Annotated in this window: 15 protein-coding genes; 8 read left to right on the top strand and 7 right to left on the bottom strand. The window is 66.4% G+C overall.

Features of this window, described 5'->3' with window-relative positions:
• Positions 1-47: 47 nt before the first annotated feature.
• Both coaE and SOM28_RS12065 read right to left on the bottom strand, forming a co-directional pair.
• Positions 48-665, bottom strand: coding sequence for a dephospho-CoA kinase (gene coaE, locus SOM28_RS12070; protein ID WP_320468260.1), 618 nt, complete (start codon positions 663-665; stop codon positions 48-50).
• Complete coding sequence (locus SOM28_RS12065; RefSeq protein ID WP_320468259.1) at positions 662-1,537, bottom strand: prepilin peptidase; 876 nt, start codon at positions 1,535-1,537, stop codon at positions 662-664. Before SOM28_RS12065 ends, coaE begins: the two co-directional genes overlap by 4 nt.
• 249 nt (positions 1,538-1,786) lie before the next feature.
• On the opposite strand from SOM28_RS12065, the gene SOM28_RS12060 reads away from it, so the two are divergent.
• The 8 genes from SOM28_RS12060 (at position 1,787) to SOM28_RS12025 (ending at position 11,920) form a co-directional block, all read left to right on the top strand.
• Entirely contained in the window at positions 1,787-2,668 is an 882-nt protein-coding gene (locus tag SOM28_RS12060; RefSeq protein WP_320468258.1) for a DMT family transporter, read from the top strand.
• A gap of 26 nt (positions 2,669-2,694) precedes the next feature.
• Positions 2,695-3,996 carry a D-tagatose-bisphosphate aldolase, class II, non-catalytic subunit gene (locus tag SOM28_RS12055; protein WP_320468257.1) on the top strand — a complete coding sequence of 434 codons (1,302 nt, stop codon included), beginning with the start codon at positions 2,695-2,697 and terminating at the stop codon, positions 3,994-3,996.
• A gap of 2 nt (positions 3,997-3,998) precedes the next feature.
• Positions 3,999-5,216, top strand: coding sequence for an SIS domain-containing protein (locus SOM28_RS12050; protein WP_320468256.1), 1,218 nt, complete (start codon positions 3,999-4,001; stop codon positions 5,214-5,216).
• The gene (locus SOM28_RS12045; RefSeq protein ID WP_320468255.1) at positions 5,200-6,168 is read left to right on the top strand and encodes an N-acetylglucosamine kinase; all 969 of its coding nucleotides are present in this window, start codon (positions 5,200-5,202) and stop codon (positions 6,166-6,168) included. Before SOM28_RS12050 ends, SOM28_RS12045 begins: the two co-directional genes overlap by 17 nt.
• A gap of 12 nt (positions 6,169-6,180) precedes the next feature.
• Positions 6,181-7,269: an amidohydrolase family protein gene (locus tag SOM28_RS12040; protein WP_123068295.1), complete on the top strand. Its 1,089-nt coding sequence runs from the start codon at positions 6,181-6,183 to the stop codon at positions 7,267-7,269.
• 177 nt (positions 7,270-7,446) lie between these two features.
• Positions 7,447-8,292: a DeoR/GlpR family DNA-binding transcription regulator gene (locus SOM28_RS12035; protein WP_320468254.1), complete on the top strand. Its 846-nt coding sequence runs from the start codon at positions 7,447-7,449 to the stop codon at positions 8,290-8,292.
• Positions 8,293-8,346: 54 nt separating this feature from the next.
• Positions 8,347-10,452, top strand: a complete 2,106-nt coding sequence (locus SOM28_RS12030) for a glycoside hydrolase family 36 protein (protein WP_320468253.1) — start codon at positions 8,347-8,349, stop codon at positions 10,450-10,452.
• A 97-nt stretch (positions 10,453-10,549) separates the two neighbouring features.
• Positions 10,550-11,920 (top strand): MBL fold metallo-hydrolase, encoded by a 1,371-nt coding sequence (locus SOM28_RS12025; protein ID WP_320468252.1) that lies wholly within the window; start codon positions 10,550-10,552, stop codon positions 11,918-11,920.
• Between the two features lie 246 nt (positions 11,921-12,166).
• On the opposite strand, the gene SOM28_RS12020 is transcribed toward SOM28_RS12025, so the two are convergent.
• The 5 genes from SOM28_RS12020 to SOM28_RS12000 form a co-directional block, all read right to left on the bottom strand.
• The gene (locus tag SOM28_RS12020) at positions 12,167-13,399 is read right to left on the bottom strand and encodes a type II secretion system F family protein (protein WP_320468251.1); all 1,233 of its coding nucleotides are present in this window, start codon (positions 13,397-13,399) and stop codon (positions 12,167-12,169) included.
• Between the two features lie 21 nt (positions 13,400-13,420).
• Entirely contained in the window at positions 13,421-15,148 is a 1,728-nt protein-coding gene (gene pilB / locus SOM28_RS12015; protein ID WP_123068299.1) for a type IV-A pilus assembly ATPase PilB, read from the bottom strand.
• A 202-nt stretch (positions 15,149-15,350) separates the two neighbouring features.
• Positions 15,351-16,919 (bottom strand): methyl-accepting chemotaxis protein, encoded by a 1,569-nt coding sequence (locus tag SOM28_RS12010; RefSeq protein ID WP_320468250.1) that lies wholly within the window; start codon positions 16,917-16,919, stop codon positions 15,351-15,353.
• Positions 16,920-17,013: 94 nt separating this feature from the next.
• Positions 17,014-17,418, bottom strand: a complete 405-nt coding sequence (locus SOM28_RS12005) for a hypothetical protein (RefSeq protein WP_320468249.1) — start codon at positions 17,416-17,418, stop codon at positions 17,014-17,016.
• A 10-nt stretch (positions 17,419-17,428) separates the two neighbouring features.
• A complete protein-coding gene (locus SOM28_RS12000) occupies positions 17,429-18,670 on the bottom strand; it encodes a hypothetical protein (RefSeq protein WP_320468248.1) in 1,242 nt (413 codons plus the stop codon).
• Positions 18,671-18,766: the final 96 nt, after the last annotated feature.

Below are 18,766 nucleotides of genomic sequence, written 5' to 3'. Positions count from 1 at the left end.
GATTCTGAACCATACGAAGCAAAATTACAAACACTGCATCAATCTTGTTACATACTCAATGACAGATACCGCTCGTGCAAGCGTTTTACCTGGGGGAACAGGGCTTCTAGGCCATCGTCGTTGTCGATCACGTCGTCGGCCGCGGCCAGGCGCTGGGCCCGCGTGACCTGGGTCGCCATGATGGCGCGCACCTGGTCGGCGGACAGGCTGCTGCGCTGCATGACACGCGCGACCTGGGTCTCTTCCGAGCAGTCCACGGCCAGCACGCGCGACACTCGCTCTGCCCATGTCCCCGACTCGATCAGCAGCGGCACCGCATAGACCACGTAAGGGCCAGTGGCGATGGCCGCCGCCGCCGCGGTGGCGTCGCGGATGCGCGGATGCAGGATCGCTTCCAGCCGGCCGCGCGCCCCGGCATCGGCAAACACCAGGCTGCGCATGCGCGCGCGGTCCAGGGCGCCGTCCGGCGTGGCGAAGTCGGGTCCGAATTCGGCCAGGATGGCCGGCATCGCCGCGCCATGCGGGGCGGTCAGGGAATGGGCGATGGCGTCGGTGTCGACGATCGTGGCGCCCAGGCTGGCGAACAGCTCGGCCACGGTGCTCTTGCCGCAGCCGATGCCGCCGGTGAGGCCGACCGAGAACGCCGCGCCGCGCGCCGTGTTCATGCGCCGCCCAGCAGGCCGGCGCTGAAGCGGCCCAGCTGCTCGCCATACAGCATGGCGATCAGGCCGGCCGCCGCCAGGTAGGGCCCGAAGGGAATCGGCTTGTCGCGGCCGCGTTTGGCGAACACGATCAGGCTGATGCCGACGATCGCCCCCACCACCGACGACAGCAGGATGATGGTCGGCAGGGCGGTCCAGCCCAGCCAGGCGCCGAGCGCCGCCAGCAGCTTGAAGTCGCCATATCCCATGCCCTCCTTGCCGGTGGCTAGCTTGAACAGCCAATAGACGGCCCACAGCACCAGGTAGCCGGCGGCGGCGCCGATTACGGCGTCCTGCAGCGGCACGAAGGTGGCGTCGATGTTCATGAGCAGGCCGGCCCACAGCAGCGGATAGGTCAGGTCATCCGGCAGCAGCTGGGTATCGAAGTCGATGAAGGTCATCGCGATCAGCAGCCAGGCGAACAGCAGGCTGCTCATGCCTGCCGCGCCGCTGCCGAAGGTCCACACCAGCAGGCCCGAAACGATGGCGGTGAACAGCTCGATCGCCGGATAGCGCGCCGAGATGCGCGTCTTGCACTTGTGGCACTTGCCGCCCAGGGCGAGCCAGCTGATGACCGGGATGTTTTCGATGGCCGTGATCTGGTGGCCGCAGCAGGGGCAGGCCGAGCGCGGCACCATCAGGTTGAAGCGGTCGGTATGCGGCGGCTCCTTGCCGCTTTCCTGCGCCACGTAATTGTCGGACTCGCGCTGCATCATCTTCGGGATGCGGTAGATGACCACGTTCAGGAAGCTGCCGACCAGGAGGCCAAGCAGGGCGGCCACGAGGGTAGGGCCCAGCAGGGCGGGTGGCGCAAACAACAACGATTCCAGGGGCATGTCGATCCGGTCCGAGACGAAAAGGCGGCGCCATCCGGGTACCGACGGCCTGCCGCAGAGTGATTCCTTACATCAACCTCATTGTAGGGGTTTTCCTCGCATTTGGCGAAGGCGTTCTCCTGACACTGCTGCATCGCAAAAATCATACGCATATATGTTATATCGAAAGATTTCGAAAGTTATTTGATATTTCGAAAGCCTTCCATTACTATCTGCTTATAACGAAGAAACCTGAGGAGGACGACGACGATGAAATCCCACTGGCTTGGCTATGCCCTGGTGACCACCCTGCTGTGGGGCGTGTGGGGCGCCTTCGCCGGGCGTCCGGTGCAGAACGGCTTTCCCGAGACCCTGGTGTATGTGGTGTGGGCGCTGACCATGATTCCGCCGGCGCTGTTCGCGCTGGCGCGCATCGACTGGCGCGTGCGGCGCGACGGCCCGGCAATCGCCCATGGCCTGGCCATTGGCCTCCTGGGCGCGGGCGGACAGATGATCCTGTTCCACGCGGTCAAGGAAGGCCCCACTTACCTGATCTTCCCCCTGATCTCGCTGTCGCCGGTGATCACGATCGCCCTGTCGTATGCCTTCCTGCGCGAACGCACCGGCGCCATGGGCGTGGCCGGCATCGTGCTGGCGCTGTGCGCGCTGCCGCTGTTCGACTACGCGCCGGAACAGGGCGGCGTGGCCTATGGCTGGTGGTTCGTGCTGGCGCTGGGCGTGCTGGTGGCCTGGGGCCTGCAGGCCTACTTTATCAAGCGCGCCAACGCCATCATGGATGCCGAAAGCATCTTCTTCTACATGACCGTCAGCGCACTGGCTTTCATTCCGGTCGCGCTGGTCATGACCGACTTCTCGCAGCCGATCAACTATGGCCTGGATGGCCCGTGGCTGGCCGCGATCACGCAGGTGCTCAATGCTGTCGGCGCGCTGACCCTGGTGTACGCGTTCCGGCATGGCAAGGCGCTGGTGGTGTCGCCCCTGGTCAATGCCGGCGCGCCGCTCTTGACCACCATCATTTCGGTGGCGATGGCGGCGACCCTGCCGAACGGTTTCAAACTGGCCGGCATCGGCCTGTCGCTGGCGGCGGCGCTGTTCCTGGCGCTGCAGCCCGACGAACCGAGCGCCGCCTGAAGTCCCTCTATCTGGAGTCAACGACAATGCAAGTGCTTCTCGACCTCGTCCAACGCCATCACGCCGGTCAGCCTGCGGGCATCCATTCAGTGTGTTCGGCGCACCCGCTGGTGATCGAGGCCGCCTTCGAGACCGGCCTGGAATCTGGCCAGGGCGGCGACGGCCCGGTGCTGATCGAGGCCACCTCGAACCAGGTCAACCAGGATGGCGGCTATACCGGCATGACGCCCATCGCCTTCCGCGACTTCGTGTTCGGCATCGCCGACAAGGTAGGTTTTCCACGCGAACGCATCCTGCTGGGGGGCGACCACCTGGGCCCGAACTGCTGGCAGGGCGAGCCCGCCGCCAGCGCGATGGCCAAGTCCGAGGTGCTGATCGACCAGTACGTAACCGCGGGCTTCCGCAAGATCCACCTCGATTGCTCGATGTCGTGCGCGGGCGACCCGGTGCCGCTGCCGGACGAAGTCGTGGCCGAACGCGCCGCACGCCTGGCCGTGGTGGCCGAGCGCGCCTGGCAGCGCGCGGGCGGCGAGGCGCCGGTGTATATCGTCGGCACCGAGGTGCCGGTGCCGGGCGGCGCCCACGAAGAGCTGGCCGAGCTGGCCGTGACCACGCCCGAAGCGGCGGCGCTGACCATCGCCGCCCATCGTGCTGCGTTCAATGCGGCCGGCCTGGAAGCCGCGTGGCCGCGCGTGATCGGCCTGGTGGTGCAGCCGGGCGTGGAATTCGACCATCACAAGGTGATCGACTACCGCCCGGAAAAGGCGCAGGCGCTGAGTCGCTTCATCGAGGGCGAGCCGACCATGGTGTTCGAGGCCCACTCGACCGACTACCAGACGCCCGGCCTGCTGCAGGCGCTGGTGCGCGACCACTTCGCCATATTGAAGGTCGGCCCCGGCCTGACCTTCGCGCTGCGCGAGACCTTGTGGGCGCTGGCCGACATCGAGACTGAAATGGGCATGCAAGGCGAGAGCGGCTTCAAGGAAGTCGTGCTGGACGTGATGCGCAGCGAGCCGGATTACTGGCGCAAGTACTACCACGACGCCGGCAGCCTGCTGTTCGACCAGCAGTACAGCCTCTCCGACCGGATCCGCTACTACTGGCCGCATCCGCGCATCCAGGCCGCCCAGGCGGCGCTGGTCGCGAACCTGGAACGCCGGCCGGCGCCGCTCACCTTGTTGAGCCAGTACCTGCCATTCCATTACGAAGCGGTGCGCGAGGGCCGGGTGCGCAATGCGCCGCTCGCGATATTGAAAGAAGGGGTAGCCCGCGTGCTGCGCCAGTATATGCGCGCCTGCCAGCCGGGCGCCGAACCTAGGGAGCAGTGAACATGCAAGCAGTACAGGATGCCGTGCAAGGCGGCAGTGAATTATTTGGACAGGATCTGGCCCGCCTCGATGCGCTGGGCGGCGGCGTGACGGCGCGCGAGATCGCGCAGCAGCCGGCCGTGTGGCCGCAGATCGATGCGCTGGTGAGCGCGCAGCGCGCGCAGATCGACGCCTTCCTGGCGCCGCTGCTGGCGCGCCCGGATCTGCGCATCGTGATGGCCGGCGCCGGCACCTCGGCCTTCATCGGCGAGTGCCTGGCGCCCGGCCTGCTGCGCCAGGGCCGGCGCGCCGACGCCGTGCCGACCACCGACCTGGTGTCGGGCCCGGACCGCTATTTCCAGCGCGGCGCGCCGACCCTGGTGGTGTCGTTCGGCCGGTCCGGCAGCAGCCCGGAAAGCGTGGCGGCGGTGCAGCTGGCCGACCAGCTGGTGGACGACGTCTACCACCTGGTCATCACCTGTAATGAAGAGGGCCAGCTGTACCGCATGACCCAGGACCGCGCCAATGCGCTGGCGATCCTGCTGCCCGACGCCACCCACGACCGTGGCTTCGCGATGACGACCAGCTTCACTTCGATGCTGCTGGCCGCGGCGCTGGCGTTCCGGGTGCTGGCGCCGGGCGTCGGTGCCCGCGTGGCGCCGGCGGCGACGCAGGTGGGCGAGCGCGCGCTGCCGCTGCTGACCCAGCTGGTGGCGCAGGACTTCAAGCGCGTGGTCTACCTGGGCAGCAATGAACTGCGCGGCCTGGCGCGCGAAGCCTCGCTCAAGCTGCTGGAGCTGACCGACGGCCAGGTGGTGGCGATCCACGATTCGCCGCTGGGCTTCCGCCACGGTCCCAAGACCATCGTCGACGACCAGACCCTGGTGGTGGTGCTGCTGTCGAACGATCCGCAGGCGCGCCGCTACGATCTCGACTTGCTGCGCGAGCTGCGCGGCGACCGCCGCGCCGGCCGCGTGCTGGCCTTGAGCGCCCAGGGCGATGCGGCGCCCGACGACGACACGTTCGTGTTCACGGGGGCGGACACTGCGCAAGACCTCGAACTCGCGCTTCCCTTTATCGTGTTCTGCCAGGGATTCGCCTTCCTGCGCTCGCTGTCGATGGGCGTGCGCCCGGATACGCCGAGCATGTCCGGCACCGTCAACCGGGTGGTGCGCGGCGTGACCATCTATCCCTTCATGTCCCCCGTCGATAGCGAGGCCGTCCATGTTCCTCGGGGTTGACGGCGGCGGCACCAAGACCGCTTTCGCGTTGATCGACGCGCACGGCAGCGTGCTGGCGCGCCATGAAGAAGGCAGCACCTACCACGTCGACCACGGCATGCCCGCCGTGGCGGCGACCCTGCAGCGCGGTGTCCAGGCGCTGCTGTCCACGGCCGGCGTCGATGGCGGCGCGGTCACCTACGCCTTCTTCGGCCTGCCGGCCTATGGCGAGGACCGCGCGGCCCAGCGCGAACTCGATGCGGCGGCCGGCGCCATCCTCGGCCCTGACCGCACGCTGTGCGGCAACGACATGGTGTGCAGCTGGGCCGGTTCGCTGGCCTGCATGGACGGCATCAGCGTGATCGCCGGCACCGGCTCGATGGCGTATGGCGAAGTCGCCGGCCGCCAGGCGCGCGCCGGCGGCTGGGGAGAGCTGTTCAGCGACGAGGGCTCGGCCCATTGGATCGCGCGCGCCGGCCTGACCTTGTTCTCGCGCATGAGCGACGGCCGCGCGCCCAAGGGCGCCCTGTACGGCCTGGTGCGCGAGCGGCTGGCGCTGGAGGACGATCTCGACCTGTGCGCCGTGGTGTATGGCGAGCTTGGCGGCGATCGCAGCCGCATCGCCCAGCTGGCGCGCCTGGTGTCCGAGGCGGTGGCCCTGGGCGACGAACAGGCGCGCGCCATCTTCGTCGATGCCGCGCGCGAACTGGCCGCGATGGTCGATGCGGTGCGCGACCGGCTCGACGTCGATCCGACCTTCTCGCTACCGGTGTCCTATACGGGCGGCCTGTTCGGCGACGGCAGCCTGCTGCGCGCGCCATTCGAGCAGGCGCTGGCGGCCTGCGCCAGGCCGTATCGGCTGCAGGCGCCGCGGCTGGCGCCGGTGCTCGGCGCCGCCCTGTACGCCGCCCGCAGCGCCAGGCAGCCATTGAGCGAGGCCGCGCTGGAGCGCCTCGCCTCCCAGACCCGATAGACAGGAGCACACATGCGCATCCGTTTTCTTTGCACCATCTTCCTTGCCGCGCTGGCAGCGCCAATCGGCGCGCTGGCCGCCGACAGCTACACCATGCAGGATTACGAGAGCGTGGCCAAGATCGACGCCCACCTGCACTTGCACGGCCTCGAGCAGGGCCCGTTCCTGGAGCTGGCGCGCAAGGCCAACTTCCGTGCGCTGACGATCAACGTCGATTATCCGGTGTTCCCGGCGCTGGAGCAGCAGCAGCGCGTGGCCAGCAAACTGCACCACGAGCATCCGGCCACCGTCGGCTGGATCGCCAGCTTCAGCGCCAATAACCTCATGCAGCCGGCCTGGATCCCGGCGACCCTGCACCGGCTGGATGCGGCGCTGCAGGATGGCGCGGTGGGCGTCAAGGTGTGGAAGAACATCGGCATGTCGGAACGCGATGCGCAGGGCAAGCTGGTGATGGTCGACGACGCCCGCATCAAGCCGCTGTTCGACGCTTTTGAAGAGCGCGACGTGCTGCTGGTGGGGCACCAGGGCGAGCCGCACAACTGCTGGCTGCCGCTCGAGAAGATGACGACCAAGAACGACCGCGAATACTTCAAGAACCACCCGCAGTACCACATGTACAAGCAGCCGACGATGCCGAGCTACGAAGACCAGATGGGCGCGCGCGACCGCCTGCTGGCCAGCCATCCGCGCCTGCGCTTCGTCGGCGTGCACATGGCCTCGCTGGAGTGGAACGTGGACGAGCTGGCGCGCTTCCTGGACCGCAATCCGACGGCCAATGTGGACATCGCGGCGCGCATCGGCCAGATCCAGTACCAGTCGCAGCGCGACCGCGAGCGGGTGCGGCAGTTCTTCATCGCCTATCAGGACCGCCTGATGTACGGCTCGGACCTGGCCCAGTCGGCACAGCAGAGCCAGGCCGACTTCGTCTCCGATCTGGACGGCGTGTGGCGGCGCGACTGGCGCTACTTCAATACCGAGGACGAACTCACCACGCCGGACCTGGACGGCGTCGTACGCGGCCTGGCGCTGCCGAAGGCGGTGGCCGACAAGCTGTTCCGCCTGAACGCCGAGCGCGTATTCCAGGGCGCCTGGAAGGCATGATCATGCTGGCTTCATACCGGGCTTCCGACCGGGCTTCCTACGTAAGTGAGATGGGGAGCAAAAAATAGTCTGAACTTTCGTTTCTTGCATTTTCATCCTGTATCATCGATCCGTTAATGAAGCAATGATCACGTATATAACGGAGCCGCGGCGGGGAACCGGCGCGGAGGGATGAAAATGAAGCAGACAAAAAAAACAGAAACGAAAGTTTCGAACGATAACGAAGGCAAGCCCCCGGAAGCGGTGGCCGATCAGGATCTGCTGGTGGCGGAACGGCGCCGCAAGATCCGCGAAATGGTGGCCGAGCGCGGGCGGGTGACGGTGGCCGAGCTGTCCGAGATGTTCGGCATCTCGCTGGTGACGGTGCGCGCCGACCTGAACGTGCTGGCCGAGATCGGCGCGGTGGTGCGCACCCGCGGTGGGGCCCTGGCCCAGCGCGCCGACGAGGACTTGCCGATCGGCGTCAAGCAGTCGCTGCACCGCGCCGAGAAGGTGCGCATCGCGGAAGAAGCGGTCAAGCTGATCGGGGAAGGGCAGACCATTGTGCTCGACTCGGGCACGACGACCGCCGAAATCGCCAAGCAGATCCGCGGCCTGAAGCTGCAGTCGGTGAACGTGATCACCAATGCGCTGAACATCGCCGTGCTGCTGGCCGGCGCGCCGCACGTGACCCTGATCATGCTCGGCGGGGTGCTGCGTCCCAGCTCGTATTCGCTGGGCGGCCCGCAGGCCGAGCAGGGGCTGGAAGGACTGCACGCCGACATCCTGTTCCTGGGCTTCGACGGCCTGGATCCGGAGATCGGCGTGATGACGCCGCACCTGCTCGAAGCGCGCCTGAATTCGCGCATGCTGGGCATCGCGCGCCGCGTGGTTGCGGTGGGCGACTCGTCGAAGATCGGACGGCGCAGCCTGTCCATGATCGCGACGATCGAACAGATCGACCAGATCATCACCGATGCCGGCGTGCCGGCGGAGATGGTCGAGGCGCTGCGCTCGCGCGGCGCGCAAGTGGTGCTGGTGTAGGGCGGCTCGGCCGGCCGGCGCCGGCTGTGTAGTCCTACCAAGCAAGGAGACAAGATGACCGAAGTGCATAGCGAGCGTCGCCGCACCCTGTTGCAGTGGCTGGCCGGATCGGCCGTGGCAAGCGGCATGGGCGCCGGCGCCGGCGTGGCGATGGCCGCACCTCAGGGGAAAGAAGCGGGTAAAAACGTGGCGCGCATCGGCGACGCCGCCCTGGGACTCGAATTCGACGGCCAGATGCGTAGCCGCCTGCTGGCGCGCAAGGGCGGCGCGACGGTCGCGGTCACGGGCTTTCACGCCAGCGAACGGCTGCGCGTGACGGGTGGGCGCTGGATCGACAGCTTTGCGCTCGGCGCGCAGGCGGTCGACCGCGTCGATGGCCCGCACGGCGCGGGCGTGCGCCATCGCCTGACGGGAGCGTCGAAGGACGGCGTGGAGAAGACCGTGATGGTTACCTTCTACGAGCGCCACCCTGGCCTGGCCCTGCTGCGCGTGAGCTACCGTAACAATGGCCAGACCGCGCTGCCGGTCGAGGCCTGGTCGAACAGCGGCTATACGCTGCTGCCGGCCAAGCGCGCGCCAGGCCGCGGCTTCTGGACTTTCTCGGGCTCGTCGCACGCCGACCGGCGCGACTGGGTGCAGCCGCTCAAGGACGGCTTCGAGCAGCGCAACTTCATGGGCATGAACTCGTCCGACTACGGCGGCGGCACGCCGGTGGCCGACGTCTGGCAGCCCGAGCACGGCATCGCCGTGGGCCATCTCGACACCGTGCCGCGCCTGGTGGCGCTGCCGGTGCAGCAGGTGAAAGCCGGCGCCGCGCTGGCGATCGAGTTCGACCAAGCCGTCGTGCTGCAACCGGGCCAGGAGCTGACCACCCTGGACACCTTCGTCACCGTGCACACGGGCGACTACTTCGCAGCCCTGGACCGCTACCGCCTGGTGATGGCCGAGCGTGGCCTGGCGGCGCCGCAGGCGGGCGATGAATCGTACGAGCCGATCTGGTGCGCCTGGGGCTATGAGCGCGACTTCACGATCCCCCTGATGACCGGCACCCTGGCCAAGGCCAAGGAACTGGGCCTGGAATGGGCGGTGCTGGACGATGGCTGGCAAACCAATGAAGGCGACTGGAAGATCGACCGCAAGAAGTTCGCGCGCGGCGAAGAAGACATGAAGAAGCTGGTGGACGATATCCACGGCGCCGGCCTGAAGGCGCGCCTGTGGCTGGCGCCGCTGGCGGCCGATCCGGGCACCGACCTGCTGCACCAGCACACCGACCAGCTGCTGCTGGACGCGAACGGCGCGCCGCAATTCGTCACCTGGTGGAACGCCCTGACCCTGTGCCCGGCCTACGAACCGGTGATCGAGCAGACCCGCGCGCTGGTGCGCAAGATCATCGGCGAGTGGGGCTACGAGGGCCTGAAGCTGGACGGCCAGCACCTGAACGGCGTGGCGCCTTGCTACAACCCGGCGCACAATCACGCGCGTCCTGAAGAATCCTTCGAAAAACTGCAGGACTACTGGAAGATGGTGTACGACACCGCGCGCGAGATCAATCCCAAGGCCGTGGTCGAGTTCTGCCCCTGCGGCACCTCGTATGCCTTCCATACGCTGCCTTACACCAACCAGGCGCCATCGTCCGACCCGCTGTCCTCGTGGCAGGTGCGGCACAAGGGCAAGACCCTGAAAGCCCTGATGGGGCCGACCGCGGCCTACGCCGGCGACCACGTCGAGCTCAGCGACGGCGGCGACGATTTCGCGTCGTCGGTGGGCATCGGCGCGGTGGTCTCGACCAAGTTTACCTGGCCCGAAGACCCGAAGCCGAAGGATAGCTACCTGCTCACGGCAGTGAAGGAAGCGAAGTGGCGCAAGTGGATCGGCATCTACAAGGACAAGATGCTGCCCAAAGGCCAGTATCGCGGGGAACTGTACGACATCGGCTTCGACAAGCCGGAAACCCATGCGGTCGAAAAGGATGGCCGGCTGTACTTTGCCTTCTATGCGAAGGAGTGGTCGGGCCAGGTCGAGCTGCGCGGCTTGAAGGAAGGCCGCTATCGGGTGCGCGACTATGTGGAAGACCGCGATCTGGGCGAAGTGAGCGCGTCCAGCAACAAGCTCAAGATCGGGTTTGAACAGGCGCTCTTGCTCGAGGCAATTCCGGTCTGATCCGGCATGGACGGCATCGCAACACGATTGCGGTGCCTCATGGATAGCGCATGGCGAGGGACTAGGCTGAAGCCGAGTCTACCCCTGCCATGCCGCCATGCCGAGTCCGACCTTCACATTCCTGAACCACGCCGGCTTCCTGCTGCGCACCGATAATGCGCTGCTGCTGGCCGACCCCTGGCTGGACGGCACGGTGCTGAACGATGCATGGAGCCTGCTCGACCGTTCCACCAGCAGCGCCCGGCTGATCGCGGAGCTGAATGCGAGCGGCTTGCCGGTGTTTATCTGGTGCTCGCGCGCCCAGCCCGACCGCCTGTCGACGCCTTTCCTGCGCCGCTTTCGCGCCGAGTTCCGCGGCATCGCCACCTTCCTGTACCGCCAGGGCCGCGACTGGCGCCTGCACGGTGAGTTGCGGCGCAATCGCTTCGCCGTCGCCGAGTGCGCCGATGGACAGGCGCGGACCCTGGCGCGCGACCTGCGCCTGACGGCGTTTGCGAACGGCGAAGGCGACTCCTGGTGCCTGATCCGCTGCGGCCGGCGCACGCTGCTGCACCTGGGCGAGTGCGCGCTCGCCACCCGCGCCGCCTGCCACGCCGCCGCCGAGCGCCTGCGCAGGGCCAATATACGCGTCGATGTGTTGTTGACGGGATTCGCCGACATGGCCTGGTGCGGCAATCCCGACAATTTTTCCCGGCGCGAAGCGGCGGCCGAGCAGGGCATCGAGCGCCTGGCCTTGCAAGCCGAAACCTTCAAGCCGCGCCTGATCGTGCCTGTCGCGTCCTTTGCCCGCTTCAGCCGGGTCGACAATGCCTGGCTCAACCACGGCCGCCGCACACCGCTGGGCGTGCTGGAGGCGCCGCGGCTGGAAGCGCAGCGCGGCATCATCCGCTTCTTGCAGCCGGGCGCGCGCTTCGACCTCGAATTCGACAGCCCGGCCAGCCTGGCGGCCCGGCACGAGCAGGCGCTGGCGCACTGGATGGGCTGCTGGCGCGATCGGCCCGAGCCGCTGGCGCGTCCGGCGCAGGCGACGGTGGCGGAGTTGAAGGATGCTTTCCTACGGTATCGCGAGCGGGCGGGGGAGCGGTTGCATGGCTTGCCGCGGCTGCTGGAACGCTTGCGTTTGCTTCGCCCGCTCGTGCTTGCGCTGCCCGATCTGCGGCAGACGCTTGAGTTGTCTTATTTACGCGGCCTGCGACTGCTGGCGCGCGATGCGCAGGCAGACGTGGCGATGTGTTCGGGGACGGCGCTTTATCTGCTGAGGGCGGAGGATGGGTTCGATACGACGTATGCGGGCGGGTGTTTCTGGGTCATGCGGGGGAGTGGACTGTCGGCGTTCGGGCGATTTTTCCTGCCTCAGCGGATGGGGCGGCGGGGGTTGGATCGGCAACGGCCGTGGGCGACAGGAAACATGCTGCTGCGCGCGATGCTGGAGTGGGCAGTGCGAGGAATCAGAACCGCGCTGAGGTAATGCGAACAAATTCTCCCGGCTCAGCGCTGCGCTGTGAGGGCGTCTCGGTCCAGTGCGGGTATTTGTTGGGCGAATGCACTAATGTGGGCGAGACCCGATCAAAAGCGTTTAAATATGCCGGGTCTCGCGTGAAAACGTTTTTGTCAGAGAAAAAACGTTAAAAAACCGTGTTATTGATCAAAAATGATCAGAAATATGCAGGCGCCACACGCGCAGTCAGGTCTACGCGCCCGGATCGCCTTCTGATCACACCACCGACCCCAGCTTGAAGATCGGCAAATACATCGCAATCACCAACCCGCCAATCAACACCCCAAGAATCACCATGATGAGCGGCTCCATCAACGACGACAACGCCGCCACCGCCTCATCGACCTCATCCTCGAAGAAATCCGCCACCTTGCCCAGCATCGCATCGAGCGACCCCGACTCTTCGCCAATCTGCACCATCTGGATCACGAGGTTCGGGAACACGTCCGCATTCTGCATCGACGCAGTCAGGCTGGTGCCCGTGCTCACCTCATTCTGGATCTTGCGCGTGGCCTCAAGATAAACCGCATTGCCCGACGCCCCGCCGACCGAGTCGAGCGCCTCGACCAGCGGCACGCCGGCCGCGAACATGGTGGACAAGGTGCGCGTCCAGCGCGCGATGGTGGCCTTGCGGATCACGCTGCCGAAGATCGGCAGGCGCAGCAGCACCCGGTCCATCACCTGCTGCATCTTGAGCGAGCGGCGCCAGGCCTGGAAGAACAGGTACAGCCCGGCGAACAGCGAGCCGAAGATGATGTACCACCATGCCACGACGAAGTCCGAGATCGCCATCACCACCACGGTCGGGGTCGGCAAGTCGGCGCCGAAGCTCGCGAACACCTGCTTGAAGGCCGGCACCACCCAGATCATGATCACGGCGGTGACGACCAGGGCCACCGCCAGGATCGCGATCGGATAGGTCAGGGCCGACTTGATCTTGCCCTTGAGCGCCAGCGTTTTTTCCTTGTAGATCGCCAGGCGCGTGAGCAGGTCTTCCAGGATGCCGGCCTGTTCGCCGGCGCCGACCAGGTTGCAGAACAGCGGATCGAAGTACAGCGGGAACTTGCGGAAGGCGCGGTTCAGGCTGGTGCCGGTCTCGACGTCGTTGCGCAGGTCCTGGATCAGCTTGGCCATCGACGGGTTGCTGTGGCCCTTGCCGACGATGTCGAACGATTGCAGCAGCGGCACGCCGGCCTTCATCATGGTCGCGAGCTGGCGCGTAAACATGGTCAGGTCCTTGTCGGTGATTTTCTTGCCCCTGCGGTAGACCTTCTTCTTGACCTTGGTGACCATGATGCCCTGGCGGCGCAGGGTCACGTTGACGATTGCCTCGCCGCCGGCGCGCACTTCGCCGCGCACGACGCGGCCGGTCTTGTCCTTGCCTTCCCAGGCGTACACGTTCTCCTTGACCTGTGCGCCACGGCTCTTGGGTTGGGGGGCTGTTGCCATTGTTCGTGTTCCTGTCCGGTCTTATTCGTTGGTGCAGCCAAGCACTTCTTCGAGGCTGGTCAGCCCCTGTTTCACTTTCAGCAGGCCCGAGCGGCGCAAGGAGTTGACGCCTTCCTTCTCGGCCTGGGCCGCGATTTCCATGGAATTGCCGTTGGCCAGGATCAGTGCCTCGATACTAGGGGAGATCGGCATGATCTGGTAAATGCCGACGCGCCCCTTGTAGCCCGAACCCAGGCAGCGGTCGCAGCCGATCGGGCCATAGGGCCGCCAGTCGCCGTCCAGGTCGCTGTCGCGGTAGCCGGCGGCCTGCAGGGCTTCGCGGCTGATCTCGAGCGGCTGCTTGCAGCTGCACAGGCGCCGCGCCAGGCGCTGGGCCGTGATCAAAATGACCGACGAAGCGATATTGAACGGGGCCACGCCCATGTTCATCAGGCGCGTCAGGGTCGATGGCGCATCGTTGGTGTGCAGGGTCGAGAACACCATGTGGCCGGTCTGGGCGGCCTTGATCGCGATGTCGGCCGTTTCCAGGTCGCGGATCTCGCCGACCATGATGATGTCGGGATCCTGGCGCAGGAAGGATTTCAGCGCCACCGGGAAGGTCAGGCCGGCCTTGTCGTTGACATTGACCTGGTTCACGCCCGGCAGGTTGATCTCGGCCGGGTCTTCCGCGGTCGAAATATTAATCCCTGGCTTGTTCAGCAGGTTCAGGCAGCTGTACAGCGACACGGTCTTGCCCGAACCGGTCGGGCCCGTCACCAGCACCATGCCGTAGGGACGGGTGATCGCGTCCAGCAGCAGCGCCTTCTGGTCCGGGTCGTAGCCGAGCGCGTCGATGCCCATCTGGGCCTGGGTCGCGTCCAGGATACGCATCACGGTCTTTTCGCCGAACAGCGTCGGCAAGGTGCTGACACGGAAATCGATGGCGCGCGTGGCCGACAGGATCAGCCGCATGCGGCCGTCCTGCGGCACCCGCTTTTCGGCGATGTCCAGCCGTGCCAGCACCTTGATGCGCGACACCAGCTTTTCGCGGATCGACAGCGGCGGCATCGCGTGGTCGCGCAGCACGCCGTCGACCCGCAGGCGGATCCGGTAATACTTTTCGTAGGGCTCGAAGTGGATGTCCGACGCACCCATCTGCACCGCATCCATCAGGATCTTGTTCAGGAAGCGCACGATCGGCGCGTCCTCGACGTCGCTGGCGGCCTCGGACGGTGTTGCCGACTGCTGGTCTTCCTCGGCGAATTCGATGTCGGCGTCGTCGCCTGCCAGCTCGCTCAAATCCTGTTCGGCGCCCTTGGCGATCGCGGCCAGCAGATTCAATAGTGCGTCGTGCGGCACGATCACCGGCTCGACCGTCGCCTCGCTCTGGAACTTGATCTGGTCCAGGGCCTGGGTATTGGTCGGGTCGGACAGCGCGACCGACAGCTTGTTGCCGCGCTTGGCCAGCGCGATCACGCGCTGGGCCTGCATCAGCCTGGCGTCGATGGCGCTGGTGGGCAGGAACTCCGGCGCGAAGGCCGACAGGTCGAACAGCGGATAGCCGAAGGTTTCGGCGCAGAAGGCGGCCAGTGCGCGCGGCTCGATCGCGCCGCTGGCGAGCACGGCGTCAATGAAGGCGGTCTTCTCCTGGACCGCCTTCTTGTGCAGCATGTCCGCCTGCGCGGCGCTCAGGCGATTGGCCTGTACCAGCGCGCGCGCCAGTCCCGACAATTGCGTGCCGGTGGTCGTGTTGGGGAGGACTGCTGCCATATGCGCCGTGTGTGGGAACCTCAGGGGAAACGACAAGGGCGCCGGGCGGGCCGGCGGACCAACGGATCATGCCTACAGGCACTAACTTTGTAAAGGATTTGGTGCTGTCCAGATGCGTCCATACCACGTGGACGAATTGGCATTCCGGGCAGGATCGCCCGGAATGGATGGGCCGGTATTGCGGTGCTTCGCGTGTTGGGCGTTAAGCTCGATGTAACAGTCTTGGCAAAGCCTTCACGGTCGTGGTCGGTTCGGAAACCTGCAGCCTGAACACCGCCAGCGCGTTGGTCAGTTGTCCGGTCTGGTCGGTCAGCGACTCTGCCGCCGCCGACGCCTCTTCGACCAGGGCCGCGTTCTGCTGGGTCATCTCGTCGATGCTGCCGATCGCGCGGCCGATGTCTTCGATGCCCGCGTGCTGGCGCGCGCCGGCGTCGGCGATCTCGCGCATGATGAGCTGCACCTTGCGCACCGCGTCGACGATCTGTTCCATCGTGGCCCCGGCTTCGCCCACCAGCGCGCTGCCGGCGCCGACCTTCGCCACCGAGTCGCCGATCAGTTCCTTGATTTCCCTGGCGGCCGCCGCCGAGCGCTGGGCCAGGGTGCGCACTTCGCTCGCCACGACCGCGAAGCCGCGGCCCTGCTCGCCGGCCCTGGCCGCTTCCACCGCCGCGTTCAGCGCCAGGATATTGGTCTGGAAGGCGATGCCGTCGATGGTCGCGATGATGTCGACGATCTTCTTTGACGAAGCATCGATGTCGCCCATTGTCGCCACCACATTGCCCACGACCTCGCCGCCGCGGGTGGCGATGCTGGTGGCGCTGGCCACCAGCTCGTTGGCCTGGCCGGCGCTGGCGGCGTTTTCCCGCACGGCGCCGGTCAGCTCTTCCATCGCGCGCGTGGTGCGGTCCAGGTTGGCGGCCTGCGATTCGGTGCGCTGCGCGAGGTCGGCGTTGCCGCTGGCGATCTCGGTGCTGGCGCTGGCGATGGTGTCGGCCGAGCCCTTGATGCCCGCCACCAGCGTCGCCAGGCGTTCGCGCATGTCCTTCAGCGCCACCAGCAGGCTGTCGTTGTCGCCCGCTTCGATCCGGATGTCCATCGACAGGTCGCCGGCGGCAACCGCCTGCGCGATCTCGCGCGCATAGGCCGGCTCGCCGCCCAGCTGGCGCCAGATGGTGCGCACCACGAACCACGACGTGATCGCCAGCGCGGACAGCACCGCCAGGGCGCTGGCGACCATCGCCACCAGCGTGTTGCGCACGCTATCCTGGCTGGCGGCGATGCCGGCCGCGAACTGGCGCTGGGCGCCATCGACGGTCTTGGCCAGGTCGGCGTTCAGGGACGCCAGCGCCGCCTGCATCTTGCCGACCGTCGCTTGCGGGTCGCCCTGTTCCATCTCGAGCATGATGCGGGCCGACGACAGGGCAGGCGCGTAATAGGCGTCGAATTCTTGTTTGAGGCGTGCGCCGGTGGCCGCATGGCCGGGGATCTGGCCGAGCTTGTCGAGGTCGGCGCGCACCTTGGCCGCCTGCGTGCCGATCTGTTCGATACGCGCCTTGTCGCCTTCGGTGACGGCATCGGTCAGGCCTTCGGTGACGGCGGCGATGTCGAGGGTGACCGCCTTGACGGCATCCATCAGCGGATAGTCCACGGTTTCGGTGGTGGTGATCGATGCCAGCGCACCGTTCGCGATCGTCACGCTGGCGCCGGCCCCGAGGCCGAAGATGATGGCGGAAATGACGGGCAGTGCCCAGATCCTGCGCTTGATGCTCATGTTGTTCTTCCGGATATGCGAGACCCGCCGGCGGCGTTTGCCGCGGCGGGTCGACTGGGCAGGCGCGGAAAAGCCGCCTGCCTGGTAAATACCGCTACTGTGCGGTGTGGACGACCTTGACCGTCGCGTCGACCGCGCTCTTGTCGATATAGCCGATCGCTTTCGGGTTGGCGGCGACGGCCGCCTTGACGGCCGCGCTGTCGGCGACTTCCTTCGGCATCGTGGCCTTGCCGGTGAACACCAGCTTGGACCACAGGGCCTTGGCCTGGGCCGCGTCCTTGTCAGCCACCTTCTTGTAGAAGTCCGCGCGGAGCGGCGCGCCATCCGGCTGGTCGATCGGCGTCATGGCCGTCGATTTACCGAGGAAGAACTGGGCGACTTGCTCCTTGGTCATGCTGCTCTCGGCCGCCTTGGGATTGACGACCACGACCACCTGGGCCAGCGCCGGGACGGCGGTGAAGCTTGCTGCCGCGCATGCGGCAAGAATCCATTTATTCATGCTCGCTCCCTCAGAACACGAAGTCGAGGGCCACCGCGCCCACGGTCACGGGACCGGAGAAGCCCGGCTGTGCATTGATGAACAGACCGTTTCCACTTGGCTTGATGCGGTCGACCTGGACCTTGAGCGCCACCGAGCTGGCGAAATCCCAGCGCACGCCGATGGTGTCGGTGGTCTGCTCGCCCTGGCCCACGCCCGAGAACGGGATGCGGCGCACGGCGCCGCCCAGCTGCAGGAGGGTCGGGGTGCAGGCCGCGGGATAGCCCGCCGGGCAGGCCGCAGGCACGGTGTTGTTGATGGCGCCGTCGATCTTCAGTTCAGACCGCGTGTAGTAGGGCAAGAACTTGCCGATGCGGTAACCGCCCATCACGTACCAGGAGGTGGTGTCGTTGATATAGGTCTCGGTCTTGCGCTTGGCGAACTCGGTCTGGAGCACGAAGTTGTTCCAGTCGGCGGTCAGGCCGATCGAATTGAAGGTGCCTTTGGCATCCTTGGCTTCGATCCGGCCGGCCAAATCGGTCAGCTGTGGCAGGCGGTAGCCGGCGCCGGCGGCGCGCAGCGAACCGACCAGGGTGTTGAGCGATGCCAAGTCGTCCACCGTGATCTTGGTGCGGGCGTGGCCGATGCGCAGGGTGAACGGGCCGTTTTCGGCCACGATGTTCAATGCCAGGATGTCCTTGCCGCGCACGTGGAAGTTGCTGACCGGTGTCTTGATCTTGCCAGCCGCCAGTTGCGAGGTGATGCTGGTGTTGCCGTAGTCGTGGCGCCAGGTGATGTCGGCGCCGTCGACGCTGTTGAACGGCACTTGCGAGTACAGCTCGGATGGCGGACGCAGCATGGTGTTGGCGTAGCCGACGTTGCGGTAGTCCGAGATCATGAAGATCGGCAGGCCGACGCGGCCGACGCGCACGCTCAGCTCGTCCGAAATGCGGAACTTGGCGAATGCCCAGCTCAGCTCGGCGCCGTAGTGCTCTTCGGCATCCTGGCGCACCAGGCCCTGGGCGGTCAGGGACAGCCAGTTGTTGACGGTGTAATCGGCTTGCAGGCCGAGGTTGGAATCGACGCCGGTGCGGAAGTTGTCGGCGGCGCCGCTGGCCTGGTTCGGGCGACCGAACTGTGCGCGGTCATCGTCCGACCAGGTGAGGGCGGCGGTGCCGAAACCACTGACTTTGACGGCATTATCTTGCGCCTGGGCCATCGCAGGGACGACCAAGGCGAGCGCCAGCAGACTGGCGAGAATCTTTTTGTTCATTGCGGAGGTGTGACTGAATCTGTTACGTGAGCTGCTAGGGAAGATGCGCTTGCAAGGGCAGCAGGCATGAGCGCTGGAAATTATTCTATCCAGACG

The sequence above is a fragment of the Massilia sp. CFBP9026 genome, from assembly GCF_034045165.1.
Classification (GTDB): Bacteria; Pseudomonadota; Gammaproteobacteria; order Burkholderiales; family Burkholderiaceae_D; genus Telluria; species Telluria arenae.
This window is presented reverse-complemented; position numbering and strand designations above follow the sequence as displayed.